General features: G+C 67.1%; 17 protein-coding genes. 8 read left to right on the forward strand and 9 right to left on the reverse strand.

Annotated features, from left to right (window positions below; translation table 11 throughout):
• Position 1: 1 nt before the first annotated feature.
• The 4 genes from VQ067_RS20040 to VQ067_RS20055 form a co-directional block, all read right to left on the reverse strand.
• Complete coding sequence (locus tag VQ067_RS20040) at positions 2-1,183, reverse strand: CaiB/BaiF CoA transferase family protein (RefSeq protein ID WP_003082450.1); 1,182 nt, start codon at positions 1,181-1,183, stop codon at positions 2-4.
• Between the two features lie 88 nt (positions 1,184-1,271).
• Entirely contained in the window at positions 1,272-2,411 is a 1,140-nt protein-coding gene (locus VQ067_RS20045) for an acyl-CoA dehydrogenase family protein (RefSeq protein ID WP_003082447.1), read from the reverse strand.
• Positions 2,412-2,512: 101 nt separating this feature from the next.
• The gene (locus VQ067_RS20050) at positions 2,513-3,532 is read right to left on the reverse strand and encodes an LLM class oxidoreductase (RefSeq protein WP_003116343.1); all 1,020 of its coding nucleotides are present in this window, start codon (positions 3,530-3,532) and stop codon (positions 2,513-2,515) included.
• Entirely contained in the window at positions 3,529-4,158 is a 630-nt protein-coding gene (locus VQ067_RS20055) for a glutathione S-transferase family protein (RefSeq protein ID WP_033940665.1), read from the reverse strand. Before VQ067_RS20055 ends, VQ067_RS20050 begins: the two co-directional genes overlap by 4 nt.
• Before the next feature lie 201 nt (positions 4,159-4,359).
• Here VQ067_RS20055 and VQ067_RS20060 point away from each other — a divergent pair, with 201 nt between their 5' ends.
• Complete coding sequence (locus VQ067_RS20060) at positions 4,360-5,250, forward strand: LysR substrate-binding domain-containing protein (RefSeq protein ID WP_003140526.1); 891 nt, start codon at positions 4,360-4,362, stop codon at positions 5,248-5,250.
• A 74-nt stretch (positions 5,251-5,324) separates the two neighbouring features.
• On the opposite strand, the gene dctA is transcribed toward VQ067_RS20060, so the two are convergent.
• Positions 5,325-6,635: a C4-dicarboxylate transporter DctC gene (gene dctA / locus VQ067_RS20065; RefSeq protein ID WP_003133810.1), complete on the reverse strand. Its 1,311-nt coding sequence runs from the start codon at positions 6,633-6,635 to the stop codon at positions 5,325-5,327.
• A 335-nt stretch (positions 6,636-6,970) separates the two neighbouring features.
• Here dctA and VQ067_RS20070 point away from each other — a divergent pair, with 335 nt between their 5' ends.
• A complete protein-coding gene (locus VQ067_RS20070; RefSeq protein WP_015503315.1) occupies positions 6,971-7,972 on the forward strand; it encodes an AraC family transcriptional regulator in 1,002 nt (333 codons plus the stop codon).
• Between the two features lie 3 nt (positions 7,973-7,975).
• Here the strand turns inward: VQ067_RS20070 and VQ067_RS20075 are convergent, their stop codons facing one another.
• The 4 genes from VQ067_RS20075 to VQ067_RS20090 form a co-directional block, all read right to left on the reverse strand.
• Positions 7,976-11,338 (reverse strand): diguanylate cyclase, encoded by a 3,363-nt coding sequence (locus VQ067_RS20075; protein WP_033990240.1) that lies wholly within the window; start codon positions 11,336-11,338, stop codon positions 7,976-7,978.
• 101 nt (positions 11,339-11,439) lie between these two features.
• On the reverse strand, positions 11,440-12,786 hold the full coding sequence (gene phoQ, locus VQ067_RS20080; protein ID WP_003082438.1) for a two-component system sensor histidine kinase PhoQ: 1,347 nt from the start codon (positions 12,784-12,786) through the stop codon (positions 11,440-11,442).
• Complete coding sequence (gene phoP / locus VQ067_RS20085) at positions 12,783-13,460, reverse strand: two-component system response regulator PhoP (protein ID WP_003082436.1); 678 nt, start codon at positions 13,458-13,460, stop codon at positions 12,783-12,785. Before phoP ends, phoQ begins: the two co-directional genes overlap by 4 nt.
• A 79-nt stretch (positions 13,461-13,539) precedes the next feature.
• Positions 13,540-14,142 (reverse strand): outer membrane protein, encoded by a 603-nt coding sequence (locus VQ067_RS20090; RefSeq protein ID WP_003082431.1) that lies wholly within the window; start codon positions 14,140-14,142, stop codon positions 13,540-13,542.
• Positions 14,143-14,363: 221 nt separating this feature from the next.
• On the opposite strand from VQ067_RS20090, the gene napE reads away from it, so the two are divergent.
• From napE to VQ067_RS20120, 6 genes are read left to right on the forward strand one after another with little or no spacing between them, the layout of a single operon-like run.
• Positions 14,364-14,531, forward strand: coding sequence for a periplasmic nitrate reductase, NapE protein (napE, locus tag VQ067_RS20095; RefSeq protein WP_033940667.1), 168 nt, complete (start codon positions 14,364-14,366; stop codon positions 14,529-14,531).
• Positions 14,532-14,539: 8 nt separating this feature from the next.
• Positions 14,540-15,031: a ferredoxin-type protein NapF gene (napF, locus tag VQ067_RS20100; RefSeq protein WP_003116340.1), complete on the forward strand. Its 492-nt coding sequence runs from the start codon at positions 14,540-14,542 to the stop codon at positions 15,029-15,031.
• Positions 15,024-15,353, forward strand: a complete 330-nt coding sequence (locus VQ067_RS20105; protein WP_033990241.1) for a chaperone NapD — start codon at positions 15,024-15,026, stop codon at positions 15,351-15,353. The genes napF and VQ067_RS20105 overlap by 8 nt, the downstream gene beginning before the upstream one ends.
• Positions 15,334-17,838, forward strand: coding sequence for a nitrate reductase catalytic subunit NapA (gene napA, locus VQ067_RS20110; RefSeq protein WP_033940668.1), 2,505 nt, complete (start codon positions 15,334-15,336; stop codon positions 17,836-17,838). The genes VQ067_RS20105 and napA overlap by 20 nt, the downstream gene beginning before the upstream one ends.
• 10 nt (positions 17,839-17,848) lie before the next feature.
• Positions 17,849-18,340, forward strand: coding sequence for a nitrate reductase cytochrome c-type subunit (locus tag VQ067_RS20115; protein ID WP_003082414.1), 492 nt, complete (start codon positions 17,849-17,851; stop codon positions 18,338-18,340).
• Between the two features lie 10 nt (positions 18,341-18,350).
• Positions 18,351-18,947, forward strand: a complete 597-nt coding sequence (locus tag VQ067_RS20120) for a cytochrome c3 family protein (RefSeq protein WP_003082412.1) — start codon at positions 18,351-18,353, stop codon at positions 18,945-18,947.
• Positions 18,948-18,973 lie beyond the last annotated feature (26 nt).

Consider the following 18,973-nt stretch of genomic DNA (forward strand, 5'->3'; position numbering starts at 1 on the left):
TTCAGGCGATGGCCCCGGCCGCCTTCAGCTCGGCGATCCGTTCGGCGGAGTAGCCCAGGCCTTCGAGCACCGCCACGGTGTCGGCGCCGAGCGCCGCGCCGATGTGGCGAGGCGCCGGCAGGCCGGCGGAAAACTTGATCGGACAGGCCATCTGCGCCTGGCTGCCGCCGTCCGCCAGCGGCACCCGGGCGACCAGCCCGCGCGCCTGCAACTGCGGGTGTTCCAGCGCCTCGGAGAGCGGCAGCAGCGGCTCCACGCAGGCATCCAGGGCGGCGAACACCGCCTGCCATTCGGCGAAGTCGCGTTTCTCGAACTCCATCTCGATCTCGCGCTTCAGCGCCCGCTGCTCTTCCGGCTTCGGCGACAGGCCGCGGGCGGCCAGTTCCGGGCGGCCGATGGCGGCGCAGAACTGCTGCATGAACTGCGGTTCCAGGCTGCCCACCGAGAACCAGCGGCCATCGCGGGTGCGGTAGTAGTCGTAGAAGCTGCCGCCGTTCAGCGCCAGCGCCTCCATCTCCGGCTCGACCCCGGCCGCGAGATAGCCTGCACCGGCCATGCCGTTCAGGCTGAAGGCGCAGTCGGTCATGCTGATGTCGACGAACTGCCCCTCGCCGGTCTGCTGCCGGTGGATGACCGCCGCCAGCAGGCCCATCACGCCATGCAACGAACCGCCGGCGAGGTCCGCCAGTTGCACCCCCAGCGGCAACGGGCCACGCTCGCGGCGCCCGGTGTAGCTGGCGACGCCGGCCAGCGCCAGGTAGTTGATGTCATGCCCGGCGCGCTCGCGGTACGGCCCGGTCTGGCCGTAGCCGGTGATGGCCACGTAGATCAGCCGCGGGTTCGCCGCCTTCAGCGCCTCGTAGCCGACGCCGAGCTTGTCCATCACCCCCGGACGGAACTGTTCGAGGACGATGTCGTATTCGCGTACCAGCTCCAGCACCACCTCGCGTGCGCCCTGCCGCTTCAGGTCGAGGCCGATGGAACGCTTGTTGCGGTTCAGGTAGGCATGGCTGGCCGAGGTGCCATCGACGTGCGGCGGCAGCACCCGCACCAGGTCCATGCGCCCGGGCGACTCCACGCGCAGCACGTCGGCCCCCATGTCGGCCAGCAGCAGCGAGGCGAACGGCCCCGGCAACAGGGTCGAGAAATCCAGCACTTTCAACGATGACAACGGGCCTTTCATGCTCCCTCCTCTGGGTCGCCGGGCATTGGTCGGGATCGCCTGCGGAGCAGCCTATCCACCCGCCGCGCGGCGCGACATGGCCGTGGCGTCAGAGCTTCATGCCGCGGCTGATGATCTCTTTCATGATCTCCGAGGTACCGGCGAAGATCCGCTGGATGCGGGCGTTGGCGTACATCCTGCAAATCGGATACTCCCACATGTAGCCCCAGCCGCCATGCAGTTGCACGCCTTCGTCGACCACCTTGCCCAGCAGCTCGGTGGTGAACAGCTTGGCTTCGGCGGCGACCTCGGGGGACAGCTTCTTCTGGTTGTGGTCCATCACGCAGCGGTCGGTGAAGACCTGCGCCACGTCGATCTGGGTACGCATTTCGGCGAGCTTGAAGCGGGTGTTCTGGAAGTGCGCCACCGGCCGGCCGAAGGCCTGGCGCTCCTTCACGTAGTCGATGGTCGCCTGCAACGCCGCCTCGGCCCCGGCCACCGCGCCGCAGGCGTTGGTCAGGCGCTCCTGGGCGAGCATGTTCATCAGGTAGAAGAAGCCGCCCTTGGCGTCGCCCAGCAGGTTTTCCTTCGGCACCCGCACATTGTTGAAGAACAGCTCGGCGGTGTCCTGGCTCTTCATGCCGAGCTTCTTCAGGTTGCGCCCGCGCTCGAAGCCTTGCATGCCGCGCTCCACCAGGAACAGGCCCATGGCGTGCTTGTTCGCCGGATCGGTCTTCGCCGCGACGATCACCAGGTCGGCCAGCAGGCCGTTGGAGATGAACACCTTGGAGCCGTTGAGCAGCCAGTGGTCACCCTTGTCCACCGCGGTGCTGCGCATGCCGGCCAGGTCGGAGCCGGCGGACGGCTCGGTCATGGCCACGGCGAGGATGGTCTCGCCACGGACGATCCCCGGCAACAGGCGGGCCTTCTGCTCGGCGCTACCGTATTCGGCGATGTACGGCCCGCACAACGCCGAGTGCAGCGGGATCATGAAGCCCGGTTCGTTGATCCGCGCCAGCTCCTCGCACATGATCTGCTCGTAGCGGAAGTCCTTGAGCCCGGCGCCACCGTACTCCTCGTCCGCCCAGGGCAGCAGGAAGCCCATCTCCCCCGCCTTCCTCCAGACAGCGCGGTCGACCACCCCGGCCTCTTCCCAGGCGTCCTGGTGCGGTACCACCTCTTTGTCGAGAAAGGCGCGGAAGGCATCGCGGAACAGGTTGTGTTCGGTCTCGAAGATCTGCCGTTGCATGTACGGGGACTCCCTGCGGTCAGTGGTTCCGCAGGGTAGGCGGCGCCGGCCGGCGCCCTCAATGACGCGAGCGCTCAGGCTCGGTTGACCGAATCGGTCAGCTACCAGTCCATGCTCGCCGGCTGCACGCCCGGGTGGGACGGGAACAGCGGCAGCACCTCCTCGGCCAGTTCCTGGATGACTTCCGCTGCCGGCCTGGCGGAGAACTGGATGCCCAGGGCGGCATGGTTGACGCCCGCCGCACGCCATTCGCCGAGCAGCTCGATCAGGCCGTTGCGCCCGGTGCGCAGGACGTAGCCGCCGTGCAACGGCGTACGCGGATACGCCGGGTCGTCCACCAGGTCCAGCCATTCGTTGGTCATGTGCGGGCGGAACCCGCCGTCTGCGATGGACATCCTCCAGGCGCGGATCTTCCCGGCCAGGCGACGTGGTCCGGACGCATCGACAGTCGACTCCGGATAGGTCAGCCAGCCATCCGCCTGGCGTGCCAGCCAGTCCGCCGGCTGCCGCGCGGAGCCGGTGACGACCAGCGGGATGGCGCCGGCCGGCGGACGCGGCAACAGTTCGGCGTCGTCCAGCGTACCGAGCGGCGAGGCGACGTGCCGGCAGCCGTGCAGCAGCTGGCGCAGGTAGTCCAGGCCCTGGGCGAACCGCTCGCCGCGCTGCGCATGCTCCAACCCGTAGGCGGGGAACTCCACCGGCCGGTCGCCGGAGGCGAGGCCCAGCACCAGGCGTCCGCCGGACAACCGGTCGACGCTCGCCGCGGCCTTGGCCAGGTCGACCGGTTGGCGCAGGGAAAGCACCGCGCTGCCGGTGGCCAGGGCGATACGGCGGGTCCGCGCGGCCAGATAGCCAAGGTAGGTGAACGGGTCGAACACTTGTCCGGCATCGCCGAAGCGTGGGTCGAACAGCGGTACGTCGCGTACCCAGACGGCGGCGAATCCCAGTCGATCGATTTCTTCGACCAGCCGCGCCTGGCCCAGCAGCACCCGCATGTCGCCCTGGTAGAAACGCAACGGCAGGAACAGGCCCAGGGTCAGCGCGTCTGCGGCGAACATGCGCCGATAGCCAGGGTGCCCGACGAAGGCCGGCGCCGAGGCGCCTTGCAGCAGGGCGCTCATGGACCCACCGCCGGTTCCGGCAGGAGGATCCCGCGCTGCACCGCAGGCCGCAGGGCCATGCGCCGGTGCCAGTCGTCCAGGTGGCGATAATGGCTGAAGTCGAAGTCGACGATCCGCACCGTATGGGTCCAGCCGAAGGTGGCGATATCGGCGATGGAGTATTGCTCACCGGCCAGCCAGGGCCGTCCGGCCAGGCGCTGGTCGAGGGTGGCGAAAACCTCCTCGGAGAGCCGCTGATAGCGTTCGATGGCCGGCGGGTACCGCTCTTCGGCGAAGATCTCGAAATGCACGCGCTGGCCGAGGATGGGCCCCATGCTGGAAGCATGGAAAGTCAGCCAGGTCAGGGCCTCCCAGCGTTCCCGGGGGGCGTCGGGAAGCAACCGCCCGCTGGTCTCCGCCAGGTACTGCAGGATCGCCGCCGACTCGAACAGGGTGATGCCGGCGGCCCGGTCTACCAGCACCGGTATCCGGCCATGTGGATTCAGGCGCAGGAATTCCGGACGGCGTTGCTCGCCATGGTCGATGCGAACGTGGTGCAGTGCGTAGGGCAGCCCCAGTTCCTCGAGGGCGATGGTGATCTTGAATCCGTTGGGTGAACTGTCGCTGTAGAGCTGGAGGGAAGGCATGGCAAGTATCCTTGCAGCGCTGGACTATCCGGCGCCTGGGCGATGGGGGCGGCGCCGACCGGGGAAACCGCCTCGGCCGCTTCCCGCACACCGAAGAAAGCAGCTAGGCTAAAGTCTCTCGTTTCGCCACACATGCTGAAGCCCAGGTCGGCGGATGAAAAACGATCCTTTCTACAACCTGTTTATAGAAAAACTGAATTCATGGGTGCCGTCCTCCCGCTCCTCGCGCTACGCGCTTTCGTCGAAACCGCCCGCCATGGCAATCTCACCCGCGCGGCCGCGGCCATGGGCGTCACTCCCGGCGCGGTAAGCCAGCAGCTCAGGGCTCTGCAGGCGCGCACCGGCGTCGTCCTGTTCCAGCGCTTCAGCCATGGCATGCGCCTGACGCCGGAGGGCGAGCAGGTCTATCCCGGCCTCCGCCAGGCCTTCGAGCAGATCACCGCGAGCCTTGCCCAGCTGGAGGCGATCAATGCCCGCCAGACCATCACGGTCAGCACCGAGCCCTCCTTCGCCGCCACCTGGCTGGTGCCGCGCCTCGGTCAATTCAGCGCGTCGCACCCGCAGGTGGAAGTCCGCGTGGAGGCTACGGCACTGCTCGCCGACCTGCGCCGGGAACGAATCGACGTCGCCATCCGCCACGGGCTCGGCGACTACCCCGGACTCGACGTGCAGGCGCTGATGGCCCCGCCGCTGATCCCGGTGGCCAGCCCGCGCCTGCTGGCGGAAGGCCCTGAGATCCGCGAAGCGATCGATTGCCTGGCCTACCCGCTGTTGCAGGAGTCGGAGCGCAATGACTGGCGCCTGTGGCTGCGGGCGATGGGGGTGGAGGACGACCCGCGCAGCGAGAGAGGTCCGGCTTTCGCCGACGACCTGCTGCTGGTTCGCGCCGCCGAGGCCGGCCAGGGTATCGCGCTGGTACGGGAGATCCATGCCCGCGCCGAGATCGCCAGCGGCCGCCTGGCGGTCGCCCTCGAGCGGCCCTGGCCGAGCCGCTTCGCCTATTACGCGGTGAGCCTGCCAGGAGCGGCGCAACGAGCACCCCTCTCGCTGTTCCTCGCCTGGCTGCGCGAGCAGGCCGCTGCCGAGGCATAAAAAAACCCGCCACGAGGGCGGGTTCGAAGGGCGGCAGGGAGCTCTTCACTTCCCCCTGCCGAACAGGTTTGAGCTTAGACCGCTTCGCGGCCGCCCACCGGAATATCGCTGGCAGGCGACGAAGCGTTGCCCTCGCCGGCCAGTTCGCGCTGCAAGGTGCCCTCGTCGAGCTGCTTGCACCACTTGGAAACCACTACCGTGGCCACGCCGTTGCCGACCAGGTTGGTCAGCGCGCGGGCTTCGGACATGAAGCGGTCGATGCCGAGGATCAGCGCCAGGCCGGCGACCGGCAGGTGGCCGACGGCGGAAAGGGTCGCGGCGAGCACGATGAAGCCGCTGCCGGTGACGCCGGCGGCGCCCTTGGAAGCGATCAGCAGCACCAGCAGCAGGGTGATCTGGTGGGTGATGTCCATCGGCGTATCGGTGGCCTGGGCGATGAACACCGCGGCCATGGTCAGGTAGATCGAGGTGCCGTCGAGGTTGAAGGAGTAACCGGTGGGAATCACCAGGCCGACCACCGACTTGTTGCAGCCGAGCTTCTCCATCTTGTCGATCATCCGCGGCAGGGCCGACTCGGAAGACGAGGTGCCCAGCACGATCAGCAGTTCCTCGCGGATGTACTTGATGAAGCGCAGGATGCTGAAGCCGTGGGCGCGGGCGATGCCGCCGAGGACGATGAGCACGAACAGGATGCAGGTGATGTAGAAGCACAGCATCAGTTGGCCGAGCTGCACCAGCGAACCCACGCCGTAGGCGCCGATGGTGAAGGCCATGGCGCCGAACGCGCCGATCGGGGCGACCTTCATGATCACGTTGATGATGTTGAACATCACGTGGGAGACGCGCTCGATGAACTCGAACACCGGCTTGCCGTAGCTGCCCAGGCGATGCAGGGCGTAGCCGAAGAGCACGGAGAAGAACAGGACCTGGAGGATGTCGCCGTTGGCGAACGCGCCGACCACGGTGCCGGGGATCACGTTCATCAGGAAGTCGACAGTGCTCTGCTTCTCGCCGGCAGCGGCGTAGGCAGCGATCTTGCTGGTGTCGAGGGTGTTCGGGTCGACGTGCATGCCGGCGCCCGGCTGGACCACGTTGACCACTACCAGGCCGATGATCAGGGCCACGGTGGAGACGACCTCGAAGTACAGCAGCGCCATGCCGCCGGTCTTGCCGACCGACTTCATGCTCTGCATGCCGGCGATGCCGGTGACCACGGTGCAGAAGATGATCGGCGCGATGGCCATCTTGATCAGCTTGACGAAGCCGTCGCCGAACGGCTTCATCGCCACCGCCGTTTCCGGGTACCAGTGGCCGAGCGCGATACCGATGGCGATGGCGACCAGAACCTGCACGTACAGGCTCTTGTAGAAGGGTTGTTTGGTCATGGGCAGAGTCCTCACGGGGGCGCTTCGCCAGTTCCCTGGAACGCGCTCACCGGTAGCGTTACCCCCCTTGCTGGGGAGATTTTTTGTCGTGAACCGCCGCGGCGGAACCTTGCCCAGGCATTGCAGAGGCTGTGCCAGGATGCTCTTTATCTAAATAAAATCCTTATATATCAACAAGTTAAATAAAAAATGAAAATTGCATAGCGGGCTAAGCGTGGCGGATTACCGCCCGGCGGGCCGGCTGTGCCGCGCGAGCATGGCGGGAGTCCGCCACCACCCTTGTCGTCTTCCGGGTGGCGCCCTACCATCGCCGTTCCAACAACAAGGACGCCGCCATGCGTGAGCGCACCATCGCCAGCCATTTCGTCCGCGCCGCGTTGCGCGGGGCCACGCGCCAAGGCCTGGACGGCCCCGCCCTGCTGCGTCGCGCCGGCATCCAGCCGGCCCTGCTGGACGAACCGCGGGCACGCATCGCGCCGGAGCAGTTCACCCGCCTGATGCAGTTGCTCTGGGAAGTGCTGGACGACGAATACATGGGCTTCGGCGAAGTCCGCAGCAAGCGCGGCACCTTCGCCATGATGTGCCACACCCTGATTCATTGCCGGACCCTGGAAAAGGCCCTGCAGCGCGGCGAACTGTTCTACGGCCTGTTCCCCCAGGCTCCGCTGATCCACCTGCGGCGCGACGGCGAACTGGTGCGCCTGAGCCTCGAGGAACGCCACCTGTCGGACCCGGATCACTTTCTCGCCGAAAGCCTGCTGGTGATCTGGCACCGCCTCGCCAGTTGGCTGATCGGCCAGCGCATCCGCCTGGAGGAAGCCACCTTCAGCTACCCGGCGCCGGACCACCAGGCCGAGTACGACCTGCTGTTTCCCTGCCCCCGGCGGTTTTCCGCCGGCTGCACCAGCCTGCTGTTCGCCGCCCGCTACCTGGGCATGCCGCTGCTGCAGGACGAACGCACCCTCAAGCAGTTCCTCCAGCACTCTCCCGCCGACCTGCTGGCGCGCCCGGACGGCGGCGACAGCCTGACCAGCCAGATCCGCCGCCTGCTCGGCCGCGACTGCCGGCGCTGGCCGGACCTCGACCAGGTCGCCCGCCAGCTGCACATGAGTTCGCAGACCCTGCGACGCCACCTGCGCGAGGAAGGCGGCAGCTTCCAGCAACTCAAGGACCACCTGCGCCGCGACCTGGCGATCTACCACCTGGGTCGGGACGAGCTGTCGATCCAGGACATCGCCGAGCAGCTCGGCTTTTCCGAGCCCTCGGCCTTCCATCGCGCGTTCAAGAAGTGGACCGGCCTCACCCCCGGCGCGTACCGGCACCAGGCGGAAGCCTGAAGCTCAGCCCAACTCCTGGCGACGAAGCCCGCTGCGCAGTTGGTCGAGCACCGTGGCGAACGGCTGCGGCCGACCGACCGCGTAGCCCTGGGCGAAATCCACCCCGAGGCGCGCCAGGTGATCGAGGATTTCCCGGCTCTCGACGAACTCGGCCACGGTCACCGCGCCCAGGCGGTGGGCGATCTGGTTGATGGAGTCGACGATGGCCTGGTCCACTGGGCTCTTGTCCAGGTTGCGGACGAAGCTGCCGTCGATCTTGATCACGTCGACGACGAAATTCTTCAGGTAATTGAAGGAACTCAGGCCGGAGCCGAAGTCGTCCAGCGCCACCTTGCAGCCGAGGTCGCGCAGCTTGGCGACGATCCGCGAAGCCACCGACAACTGGTTCATCAACGCCGTCTCGGTCAGCTCGAAGTACAGGCGCTCCGGCCTCAGCGGCGAGTGTTCGATGCGATCCAGCAGGTAAGGCAGGAACAGCGGGTCGTTGAGCGAGTTGCCGGACAGGTTGATGCCGATGCTCAGGCCCTCCACCGCGGCGATCCGCGCGCCGAAGTTGATCAGCGCCTCGTTGATCACCCAGCGGTCGATGCTGGCCATCAGGTTGAAGCGCTCGGCGGCCGGGATGAAGGCGCCCGGCGGAGTCATCTGGCCATCCGGATCGTACAGTCGCAGCAGCAGCTCGTAGTGCCGGTCGCCGTCGCGGCGGGGGCCGACCGGGACGATCTCCTGCGCCTGCAACTGGAAGCGGTCGTTCTCCAGGGCCTCGCGCAGCCCGCTGGCGAGGAGTATGTCGCGGTGCTGGCGCTCCACTTCCTCATGGCCGAACTGGTACACCGAAACCCGGTTGCGCCCGGCATGCTTGGCCGCGTAGCAGGCCACGTCGGCCTGGCTCATCAGTTCGCTGGTGCTGCGCGAGGTGGCGGTAAGGGCGGTGATACCGATGCTCGCGCCCACGTCGTAGAGCCGCCCTTCCCAGGGGAAGCGCACCGAGCAGATCTGCTCGATGAGCTTGCTCGCCACCTGCTCCGCCTCCGCCAGGTCGCAATCGAACAGCAGCAGGCCGAACTCGTCGCCGCCCAGCCGCGCCAGGGTGTCGGAGGCGCGGGTGCGGTCGGCGAGAATCCGGCTCAGCTCGCGCAGCAGCATGTCGCCCGCCGCGTGCCCGGCGGAATCGTTGACCACCTTGAAGCGGTCGAGGTCGATGAAGCACAGCGCATGCTGGGTCGCCCGCTCCTGGGCGTTGGCCAGGGCGCGTTGCAGCTCCTCCTCGAACTTGGTGCGGTTGAACAGCCCGGTGAGGGCATCGTGGGAGGCGTGATAGCTCAGCTCGCGCTGCATCGCCCGGGCCTTGGTGACGTTCTGGAACACCAGCACGGTGCCGATGATCTCGCCATCGCGGGTGCGCACCGGCGCCGCGCAATTCTGGATATCGTGCTGCTCGCCCTTGCGGCTGATCAGCGTGGCGCCGTCCTCCAGGTAGAACACCCGGGTGTTCTGCAGGCAGCGTCGCACCGGGCTTTCCAGGGCCTCGCCGGTGTCGCTGTCGAGCACGTTGAAGACCAGTTCGTGGGGCGCGCCGATGGCGTCCTGCAGGGTCCAGCCGGTCATCGCCTCGGCCACCGGGTTCATGAAGGTCACGCGGCCGCCGGCGTCGGTGGTCAACACGGCATCGCCGATGGAATACAGGGTCACCTGCAGGCGTTCCTTTTCCTCGTGCAGGGTTTCCGCCAGGGTGCGGATCTCGGTGATGTCGCTGTTGATGCCGATCATCCGCACCGGACGGTTGTCCTCGTCGCGCGTCAGCGTGGCGATCGCCCGCAGGTGGCGAACCTCGCGGTTGGGGCGGACGATACGGAACTCGCAGTCGAATTTCTGCAACCCGCTGACGGCGCGCTCCAGCTCGCGCAGCACGCGGTCGTGATCCTCGGCATGCAGGCTCGTCTTCCACTGCTCCACCGTGGTCTCCCCGGGACCGCTGCGGATGCCGTACAGGTCGAACATGCGGAAATCCCAGTGCAGGCGGTTGCGCGCCAGGTCCCACTCCCAGATGCCGATCTGCCCGGCGTCGGTGGCCAGCTTGATCCGTTCGGCGAGGCGCTCGCGCTCCAGCTCGGCACGCTTGCGACTGTCGATATCCTCCACCTGGGTGACGAAGTACTGGGCGACTCCCTCCTCATCGCGCACCAGCGACACGCTGATGCGCGCCCAGAAGGTTTCGCCGTCCTGGCGCAGGTAGCGCTTCTCCATCTGGTAGGAGTTGATACGCCCGGCGAGCAGGTCGCGCACCAGGTCGAGGTCCAGTTCCAGGTCGTCCACATAGGTGATCTCCTGGAACGACAGCTCGCCCAAGCGTTCGGCGGAATAGCCGAGCATCCGGCACAGCGCCTCGTTGACCTTGAACAGCCGCCCCTCCAGCGACACCAGGGCCATGCCGATCGCCGAGAATTCCATGGCGCCGCGGAACTGCGCCTCGCCGATGGCCACCTGATGCTGCTCGCGGCGGCTGCGCTCCATGATCACCGAGACCAGGAAGGCGGGAATGAGGGTCAAGGCCATCGGCAGGTACAGCAGCGGCTCGCCGAAACGCTGCTGGGACGACTCGGGGACGAACACGCCGAGGGCGATCAGCACGGCGATGAAACAGGTGTTCAGGCAGCCGATCAGCGCGGTGCCGAACACGCTGGTGCTGGCGGCGGCCACCAGCAGCGGCAGGAGCACGTAGATGAAGGCGTAGGGCAGGCGCGTCAGGGCCACGAAGCTGATCACCAGGGTCACCAGCAGGAGCATCGCGTTGTCCACTCCCGCCCGCCCCGACAGAGCGTGACGCCAGGCCGCCAGGTTGCTGGCCATGCACAACGGCAGCAGCGCGAGCATGCCCATCGCATCGCCCACGTACCAGCGCGCCCACATTTCCGGGAAACGCCCCATGCCGAAGACGCTGACCAGCACCGCGCCCACCGAGGCACCGAGCAAGGGCGGGATCAGCGCGCCGGCCCAGAGCACGCGAACCGCCGAATGCAGGTTGAACTCGAAGTCCTCGCGCACCCGGTTGATGCGTAACAGCATCGCGGCGAAGATCGCTTCGCTCAGGTTGGCCGGCAGGAACGCCGCGCTCATCCACAGGCTGTCGCCATACAGGCGGTTGGCCGCCAGGTTGGCCACGGCGGAGCAGAGCAGGATCGCCGGCCACTGGCGCAGCGGCGCGCGCAGCAGGGCGGCGGTGAGGATCGCGTTGGGCAGCCAGATCGCCGCGATGGTGGCAGGCTGGCGCGACAGGTAGATGCAGGCCAGGGCGGCGAGAAAGAACAGCACACCGGCCTGGATGCCCGCCCACAAGCCCCTGTCGTCGGTTTTGCCACTGAACATCCGCTCGAATCCCCGGTACCTGCGTCAAAGGAACTGCGCCAGCCGAACAGACTTCAGCGTAGCGCGGAAACACCTCAGACGTAGGTAACGGCCGCCAAGTCTCAGACTGTAGCGAAACGTATGCGGAAGCAGGCGCCGCCCAGCTCGGAATCGTCCAGGCTCAGTTCGCCGTCGTAGCTCTCGATGATGTCCAGCGCCACGGCCAGGCCGATGCCCTGCCCCGGGTGCTGGGTATCGGCGCGCTCGCCGCGGCGGATGATTCGTGCGCGCTGTTCGGCAGGCACTCCGGGACCATCGTCCTCGACCCACAGCTCCGAGTAACCCGGCCCCAGCCGGGCGCCCACGCGGACCCGGCCCAGGCACAGGCGATAGGCGTTCTCCAGCAGGTTGCCGAGCAGTTCCAGCAGCGCGCCGCGCTCCACCGGCACGCTGAAGGACGGCGAGAAGTCCCGCTGCAGGCTCACCCGCTTGTCGCGATAGACCTTGTCCAGCGCGTCGCACAGGGTCTCCACCAGCGGCGCCAGTTGCTCGCGATGGCGTACCAGGCCGCTCTTGCGCAGGCTGGCGCGCTGCAACTGATAGCCTATCTGCTGGCTCATGCGCTCGATCTGGCCCTGTAGCACCCGCACCTGCTCGCGGTTGCCGGGCTCCTCGGCGAGCTGGTCGCCGACCCCCTGCAAGACCGCCAGCGGCGTCTTCAGACTGTGCGCCAGGTCGCCGAGGGAGTGGCGGTAGCGCTCGCGCTGCTTGTGCTCGCTGCGCAACAGGCGGTTCAGCGAGTGGGTCAGGCGCAGCAGCTCGCGCGGATGCTCCTCGCTCAGGCTCTCGCGCTCGCCGGATTCGATCTGATCCAGCTCGGAACTCAACCCGCGCATCGCCCGGAAGCCCCAGGTCAGGCCCAGCCAGAGCAGCCCGAGCAAGACCAGCAGGGCGCCGCCGAGCCACAGGTAGAGCTGCTCGCGGAACCCCTTGAGCAGGCTCTCGAACTCGCTGACCGATTGCATGGTGACGATGCTGTAGGCCGCCTGCTTGCCGCGCAGCAGGTCGATCTCGACGTCGAACACGAAGAACTCCTCGCCCTTCGCGTCGCGGGTGGTGTGGAATTCATTGCCGCGGCCGTCGTAGCGCGGCGTGTAGTTGATCGACTCGTCGGCCGCCGAGGTGGAGCGCCAGAGCAGATCGCCATTCTGGTCGTAGATATAGCCGAGGACCTTGGCCTCCGGCAGGTTGAACTCCTCCACCGGCAGGTGCTCGGGCATCACCAGGCGGCCCTTCTCCACCCGCGCCGCCGAGACCAGGGTCGCCACGTCGGCGGCCAGGCGCTGCTCGATGGTGTTCTCCAGGGCGATGCCGAAGGCCCGCTGCAGGGCCGGCAGCAGCGCCAGCATGAACAGCACCGCCAGGGCGGCGGCGCCGAGCATCAGACGGATGCGCAGGGAACGGATCACCGGCAGCGCTCGGTGAACAGGTAGCCCTGGCCGCGCACCGTATCGATCGGCTTGAAGCCGCCGCAGGCCTCCAGCTTGCGCCGCAGGCGGCCGACCAGCACCTCGATGACGTTGGCGTCGCGCTCCTCGTCGTCGGGATAGAGCTGTTCCATCAGGCGTTCCTTGGCCACCACCTGCTGGTGATGCCGCATGAGGTATTCGAGGATGCGGTATTCGTAGGCGGTCAGCGCCACCGGTTGCTCCTCGACCAGCGCCTGCTTGCGGTTCAGGTCGAGGACCAGGGGGCCGGCCTCGATGGTCGACTGGACGAACCCCGAGGAGCGTCGCAGCAACGCGTTCAGGCGCGCTTCCAGTTCCTCGAACTGGAACGGCTTGACCACGTAGTCGTCGGCCCCGGCGGCCAGGCCTTCGACCTTGTCCTGCCAGTTGCCGCGGGCGGTGAGGATCAGGATCGGGAAGGACTTGCCCTGCGAACGCAGCTCGCGGATCAGGTCCAGGCCGCTCATGCCCGGCAGGCCGAGGTCGATCACCGCCAGGTCGTGGTGGTATTCGCTGACCCGGTAGAGGGCTTCCTCGGCATCCGGTACCGCGTCCACCACGTGCCCCTGTTCACCCAGGCGGGTATAGAGGTGGTGGCGCAACAGCGCCTCGTCTTCCACTACCAGCAGTTTCATGAGGTTCCTCCGGATGAGATGCGGCCGGACCTTCCGGCCCGGCCATCGAAGCATGCCCTCGCGGGCGCTGCGCGGTCATTTAGAACTTGTAGTTGGCGCCCAGGTAGAATTGCGAGCTGCTGTGCAGGTCCAGGGAGCCCAGCTTGTTGCCGCCATGCGGGGTCATCTCGGTGCTGGCGTTGGTGCGCAGGTAACGATAGCCGCCTTCGATCGAGGCATTCTTGCTCAGCTCCTGCAGGATACCGGCCTGCAGCCCGGCAGCGTAGCCGACATCGCTGTCGCGCTTGAAGCCCTTGCCGTCCTGTTCCAGTTTGACCAGGCCGAGGGTGGCACCGCCGAACAGCTTGGTGTTGTTGTCGCCGATCGGCAGGAAGGCGTCGTAGCTGCCGAGCAGGTTCTGCTGGCGCAGCTTGTTGCCGCTGCTGGTGTCGGAGATGTTCTCGTAGGTCGCGTAGTAGCGGCCCTGCTCGAACTGCTGGCCGGCGCGGATGCCCCAGGTGCCGGTGTTGTCGATCACCTTGTCGAGGTTCGGGCTGTTCAGGTTGCGGTTCAGCGACTTGGATTTCTGGATGTTGTTGCTGGTCTCGCCCCAGGTCAGGCCGACGAAGTTGTCGGCGGCCTGGACGCCGGCGGCGGAACCCAGCAGGGCGGTGGCGATGAAGAGAGTCTTGAGTGCTTTCATGGTGTTTCTCCGTTCTGCGAGAGTCGTGTCGTTCACGGCTTGCAGAGTACGGACAGGGTACTGAACCGCCCCTGAACGCTTGCTGAACCCGGGCTGAACGACTCGCGTTTGCCGGCGAACGCTCTGTTTCCAGGCTGCCGCGCGCCGGCTCGGCGAGGTTTTTGCCCGTACTGCAAGTAGGGTCTAGGCTTTCTACAGTCGCCTGCATAGAGGCTGGGCCAATGAACGAACAACCCGACCAGGGACGCGTCAAGAGCATGGAAGCCAGGCTCTTCCTGTTTCTCGTGATCTGCCTGTTCCCGCTGCTGTCCGTCGCCCTGGTCGGCGGCTTCGGTTTCTGCGTCTGGATGTACCAGCTACTGGCCGGCCCGCCCGGGCCGCCGGCCTGAGGTCGGGTATGAGCAGTCGCCGAGAGCTGTTCCGCCGCCTCGGCGGGCACCCGCCGACGCGTCGCCCGCCGTGGACCGCCGCCGACTTCGCCGCAGGCTGCACAGGCTGCGCCGCCTGCGTCGAGGCCTGCCCGGAAGGCGTGCTGAAGCTCGGCGCCGGTCGGCTCGTCGAACTCGACCTCTCCAGCGCCGGCTGCACGCTGTGCGGGGAATGCGCCAGCCGCTGCGAGGCCGGCCTGTTCGATGGCGCGCGCCCGGCCTTCCCCTGGATCGCCACGATCGGCGAAGCCTGCCTGGCCCTGGCCGGGATCCACTGCCGCAGTTGCCAGGACGCCTGCGAACCCGCCGCGATCCGCTTCCGCCCGGCCCCCGGCGGCGTCGCCCTGGCCGAGCTGGACAGCCAGCGCTGCAACGGCTGCGGCGCCTGCCTGGCGCCCTGTCCGAGCCAGGCCATCCAACTGCGCGCGCTATCCACCAAGGAGTCTCCACGACATGCCTGAAGCCCTGCAGATCGCCAGCCTCATCCTGCATTGCCGGCCCGAGCGACTGCCGGCGGTGAAGGCCAACCTGGCGCTGCTCGACGGCCTGGAGATCTACCAGGAAAGCCCGCAGGGCAAGTTGATCCTGGTGCTGGAAGCCGAACGCGAAGAACAGATTCTCGACACCCTGGGCCAGTTGCAGAACCTGCCAGGAGTGCTCAACGCCGTGCTGGTCTACCACGAGATCCTGCACGACGACGATAGCAACGACACGGCGGCCATGACCGACCGCGCGATACCGTGCTCGCCCGAGGAGACAATCGATGAACCTCACCCGTCGTGAATTCGCCAAGGCCAACGCCGCCGCCATCGCCGCGGCGGCGGCCGGCCTGCCGATCCTGGTCCGCGCCAGCAACCTGGTGACCGAGGCGGACGTCACCAGCCTGGTCTGGAACAAGGCACCCTGCCGCTTCTGCGGCACCGGTTGCAGCGTGATGGTCGCCACCCGCGACGGCCAGGTGGTGGCCACCCATGGCGACATCAAGGCCGAGGTCAACCGCGGGATCAACTGCGTGAAGGGCTACTTCCTGTCGAAGATCATGTACGGCAGCGACCGCCTGACCCGCCCGCTGCTGCGCATGAAGGACGGCAAGTTCGACAAGCAGGGCGAGTTCCAGCCGATCAGTTGGGAACAGGCCTTCGACATCATGGCCGAGAAGTTCAAGGCCGCGCTCAAGGCCAAGGGACCGGAGTCGGTCGGCATGTTCGGCTCCGGCCAGTGGACGGTCTGGGAAGGCTATGCGGCGAACAAGCTGTTCAAGGCCGGCCTGCGCAGCAACAACATCGACCCCAACGCCCGCCACTGCATGGCCTCGGCGGTGATGGGCTTCATGCGCAGCTTCGGCATGGACGAGCCGATGGGCTGCTACGACGACATCGAGGCCACCGACAGCTTCGTCCTCTGGGGCTCGAACATGGCCGAGATGCACCCGGTGCTCTGGTCGCGGGTCACCGACCGCCGGCTCAGCGCGCCGCAGGTCAAGGTCGCGGTGCTGTCCACCTTCGAGCACCGCAGCTTCGAGCTGGCCGACCTGCCCATGGTGTTCAAGCCGCAGACCGACCTGATCATCCTCAACTACATCGCCAACCACATCATCGAGAGCGGCGCGGTGAACCGCGACTTCGTCGAGCGCCACGTGCGCTTCGCCCATGGCGCCGAGGACATCGGCTACGGCCTGCGCCCGGACGACCCGCTGGAGAAGAAGGCGAAGAACGCCGACAAGGCCAACACCTGGAGCGACATCGACTTCAAGGCCTTCGCCGAGTTCGTCAAGCCCTATACCCTGGAGCGCACCGCGCGCGAAAGCGGCGTGCCCGCCGAGCGGCTGAAGGCCCTCGCCGAACTCTACGCCGACCCCAAGCGCAAGGTGGTGTCGTTCTGGACCATGGGCTTCAACCAGCACACCCGCGGGGTCTGGGCGAACAACCTGATCTACAACATCCACCTGCTCACCGGGAAGATCAGCGAACCGGGCAACAGCCCCTTCTCGCTCACCGGCCAGCCCTCGGCCTGCGGCACCGCGCGCGAGGTCGGCACCTTCTCCCACCGGCTCCCCGCCGACCTGGTGGTGACCAACCCGAAGCACCGGGAAACCGCGGAGAAGATCTGGAAGGTGCCGGCCGGGACCATCCAGGAGAAGGTCGGCTTCCACGCCGTGCAGCAGAGCCGGATGCTCAAGGACGGCGTGCTCAACGTCTACTGGACCCAGGTCAGCAACAACATGCAGGCCGGTCCCAACGTGATGCAGGAAGTGCTGCCCGGCTGGCGCAACCCGGACAACTTCGTGATCGTCTCCGACGTCTACCCCACCGTCTCGGCCCAGGCCGCCGACCTGATCCTGCCCAGCGCCATGTGGGTGGAGAAGGAAGGCGCCTTCGGCAATGCCGAGCGCCGCACGCAGTTCTGGCACCAGTTGGTGAAGGCACCGGGCGAGGCGAAGTCCGACCTCTGGCAACTGGTGGAATTCTCCAAGCGCTTCAACACCGACGAGGTCTGGCCCGCGGAACTTCTGGCGAAGGCCCCCGAGCTGAAGGGCAAGACCCTCTACGACGTGCTGTTCCGCAACGGCCAGGTCGACCGCTTCCCGGCCAGCGACCTGGCCAAGGGCTACGCCAACGACGAGGTCGACGCATTCGGCTTCTATATCCAGAAGGGCCTGTTCGAGGAATACGCCGCCTTCGGTCGCGGCCACGGCCACGACCTCGCCCCCTTCGACGCCTACCACGAGGCGCGCGGCCTGCGCTGGCCGGTGGTGGACGGCAAGGAGACCCGCTGGCGCTACCGCGAGGGCTACGACCCCTACGTGAGCAAGGGCAGCGGCGTGCAGTTCTACGGCTATCCGGACAAGAAGGCGATCGTCTTCGCCCTGCCCTACGAGCCGCCGGCCGAGGCGCCGGACCAGGACTACCCGTTCTGGCTCGCCACCGGCCGGGTGCTCGAACACTGGCACACCGGGAGCATGACCGCGCGGGTCCCGGAGCTGTACAAGGCGGTGCCCGACGCACTGGTCTACATGCACCCGGAGGATGCGCGCCAGCTCAAGCTGCGCCGCGGCAGCGAGGTCAAGGTGGTGAGCCGGCGCGGCGAGATCCGCGCGCGGGTCGAGACCCGCGGGCGCAACAAGCCGCCCCAGGGGCTGGTGTTCGTGCCGTTCTTCGACGCCAACAAGCTGATCAACAAGGTCACCCTGGACGCCACCGACCCGATTTCCAAGCAGACCGACTACAAGAAGTGCGCCGTTCGCATCGAACTGCTCAACCTGGCCTGAGGAGCGCGCCATGAAACCTCTGCTGACTGCCCTACTCCTCGTCCTGCTCGGCGCCCCCGCGGCCTTCGCCGCCGACCTCGGCTACCCGCTGGACGCGCCCGCCCCCGACGGCCGCCGCCCCGGCGGCACGCTGGCCGAAAGCCGCCCCGCGCCGCCGCTGGCGGCCGAGGAAAACAAGGACCTGAAACGCGAGCGCAACTACCCCGAGCAGCCGCCGACCATTCCCCACAGCATCGTCGGCTATCGCATCGACAAGGACAGCAACAAGTGCCTGTCCTGCCACAGCCGCGCCAACAGCGCGCGAACCCAGGCGGTGATGATCAGCATCACCCACTACATGGACCGCGACGGCCAGCCGCTGGCCGCCGTCTCGCCGCGCCGCTACTTCTGCGTGCAGTGCCATGTGCCGCAACAGGACGTAAAGCCGCTGGTCGACAACCGCTTCGAGAACATCGACCAGATCCTCGAGAAAGAAGCCGCCAATGCGGCGCGCAAACCCTGAGGGAGGCCGCATGAAAGCACTCATCGCCTGGCTGGCCGGTTACTGGCGGGTCCTGCGTCGTCCCAGCGTGCATTTCAGCCTGGGCTTCCTCACCCTCGGCGGCTTCATCGCCGGGATCGTCTTCTGGGGCGGCTTCAACACCGCCCTGGAGGCGACCAACACCGAGACCTTCTGCATTTCCTGCCACGAGATGCGCGACAACGTGTTCGTCGAACTCAAGGACACCATCCACTACAGCAACCGTTCCGGAGTCCGCGCCACCTGTCCCGACTGCCACGTGCCACACAAGTGGACCGACAAGATCGCGCGCAAGATGCAGGCCTCCAAGGAGGTCTGGGGCAAGATCTTCGGCACCATCAACACCCGCGAGAAATTCCTCGATCACCGCCGCGAGCTGGCCGAGCACGAATGGGCACGGCTCAAGGCCAACGATTCGCTGGAATGCCGCAACTGCCACAACTTCGAGTTCATGGACTTCACCCGGCAGAGCGTGCGCGCGCGGCAGATGCACTCCACCGCCCTGGCCAGCGGCGAAGCCACCTGCATCGACTGCCACAAGGGGATCGCCCACCACCTGCCGGACATGACCGGGGTGAAGGGCTGGTAGCGCCGCCCGCGGACCGGGCGGCGCTA

This window comes from Pseudomonas sp. KBN12P06040 (genome assembly GCF_037574965.1).
GTDB classification, from domain to species: domain Bacteria; phylum Pseudomonadota; class Gammaproteobacteria; order Pseudomonadales; family Pseudomonadaceae; genus Pseudomonas; species Pseudomonas aeruginosa.

Bases quoted from the DNA above. Each gene is read 5' to 3' on its own strand.
- phoP (WP_003082436.1), bottom strand. From the start codon at position 13,460: ATGAAACTGCTGGTAGTGGAAGACGAGGCGCTGTTGCGCCACCACCTC.
- VQ067_RS20090 (WP_003082431.1), bottom strand. From the start codon at position 14,142: ATGAAAGCACTCAAGACTCTCTTCATCGCCACCGCCCTGCTGGGTTCC.
- VQ067_RS20075 (WP_033990240.1), bottom strand. From the start codon at position 11,338: ATGTTCAGTGGCAAAACCGACGACAGGGGCTTGTGGGCGGGCATCCAG.
- VQ067_RS20120 (WP_003082412.1), top strand. From the start codon at position 18,351: ATGAAAGCACTCATCGCCTGGCTGGCCGGTTACTGGCGGGTCCTGCGT.
- VQ067_RS20045 (WP_003082447.1), bottom strand. From the start codon at position 2,411: ATGCAACGGCAGATCTTCGAGACCGAACACAACCTGTTCCGCGATGCC.
- napA (WP_033940668.1), top strand. From the start codon at position 15,334: ATGAACCTCACCCGTCGTGAATTCGCCAAGGCCAACGCCGCCGCCATC.
- VQ067_RS20060 (WP_003140526.1), top strand. From the start codon at position 4,360: ATGGGTGCCGTCCTCCCGCTCCTCGCGCTACGCGCTTTCGTCGAAACC.
- VQ067_RS20115 (WP_003082414.1), top strand. From the start codon at position 17,849: ATGAAACCTCTGCTGACTGCCCTACTCCTCGTCCTGCTCGGCGCCCCC.
- VQ067_RS20040 (WP_003082450.1), bottom strand. From the start codon at position 1,183: ATGAAAGGCCCGTTGTCATCGTTGAAAGTGCTGGATTTCTCGACCCTG.
- VQ067_RS20055 (WP_033940665.1), bottom strand. From the start codon at position 4,158: ATGCCTTCCCTCCAGCTCTACAGCGACAGTTCACCCAACGGATTCAAG.
- dctA (WP_003133810.1), bottom strand. From the start codon at position 6,635: ATGACCAAACAACCCTTCTACAAGAGCCTGTACGTGCAGGTTCTGGTC.
- VQ067_RS20050 (WP_003116343.1), bottom strand. From the start codon at position 3,532: ATGAGCGCCCTGCTGCAAGGCGCCTCGGCGCCGGCCTTCGTCGGGCAC.
- VQ067_RS20105 (WP_033990241.1), top strand. From the start codon at position 15,024: ATGCCTGAAGCCCTGCAGATCGCCAGCCTCATCCTGCATTGCCGGCCC.
- napE (WP_033940667.1), top strand. From the start codon at position 14,364: ATGAACGAACAACCCGACCAGGGACGCGTCAAGAGCATGGAAGCCAGG.
- napF (WP_003116340.1), top strand. From the start codon at position 14,540: ATGAGCAGTCGCCGAGAGCTGTTCCGCCGCCTCGGCGGGCACCCGCCG.
- VQ067_RS20070 (WP_015503315.1), top strand. From the start codon at position 6,971: ATGCGTGAGCGCACCATCGCCAGCCATTTCGTCCGCGCCGCGTTGCGC.